The organism is Pedobacter sp. 01N416, from assembly GCF_056399685.1.
Genome location: NZ_JBFTRT010000948.1, coordinates 1 through 921, shown reverse-complemented (window position 1 = coordinate 921; position 921 = coordinate 1). Strand labels below are relative to the sequence as shown.

Genomic DNA, 921 nt, shown 5'->3' with positions numbered 1-921 from the left:
AAGGTAGGGAGGTAGAACTTGGTTTTACTTCCCTTTATTATTAAGATTATTAAGATGATAGGATTTTAAGATCAATGCGCATAATAGAATATATTTCCATCTTACATATTCCATTCACATTATCCAGCTCTATCTCTAGTATGTGATCACCTGTTCTTCCAAATGCTCAGGTAAATCCCTATAGTTATATTTCTGTCCGCGTAACTGAGGTTCGAAACCGGCAGCCTTAATAGATTGCTGGATACCATTCGCGGTAAAGCGGTGTGGTGCGCCAGCAGCCGATACTACATTTTCTTCGATCATAATCGATCCAAAATCATTTGCACCTGCATGTAAACAAAGCTGTGCGGTTGCTTTACCAACGGTTAACCAACTGGCCTGAATGTTTTTAATATTGGGCAACATAATGCGGCTCAAGGCAATCATGCGGATATATTCATCAGCTGTTACATTGTTGCTGATGCCGCGGAGTCTTTTTAATAAAGTTCCGTCATCCTGGAAAGGCCATGGAATAAAAGCCAGGAATCCGTTTGCATCAGCAGGTTTTTCGCTCTGTACCTGACGGATCCATACCAAATGTTCAAAACGCTCTTCAATGGTTTCTACGTGTCCAAACATCATTGTCGCTGATGTGGTAATATCTAATTGATGGCATGCACGCATTACATCAAGCCATTCCTGTCCACCACATTTTCCTTTTGAAATTAAACGCCTTACGCGGTCATTTAAAATTTCGGCACCTGCACCAGGAAGCGAATCCATTCCTGCTTCTTTTAACGCTTTTAACACTTCTGTATGCGTCATTCCTTCCAGCTTTGCCACGTGTGCAATTTCCGGCGGGCCCAAAGCATGTAATTTTAAATCAGGATATAATTCTTTTAGTTTTTTGAAAAGATCCGCATAAAAGGCTAAACCTAAATC

1 protein-coding gene is annotated in these 921 nt (G+C 40.8%); it reads right to left on the bottom strand.

Annotation, left to right across the window (positions count from 1 at the left end; all coding sequences use genetic code 11):
- Nucleotides 1–135: 135 nt before the first annotated feature.
- On the bottom strand, nt 136–921 hold a 786-nt coding region (locus AC1DND_RS28595; protein WP_477586317.1), incomplete at its 5' end, for a CofH family radical SAM protein.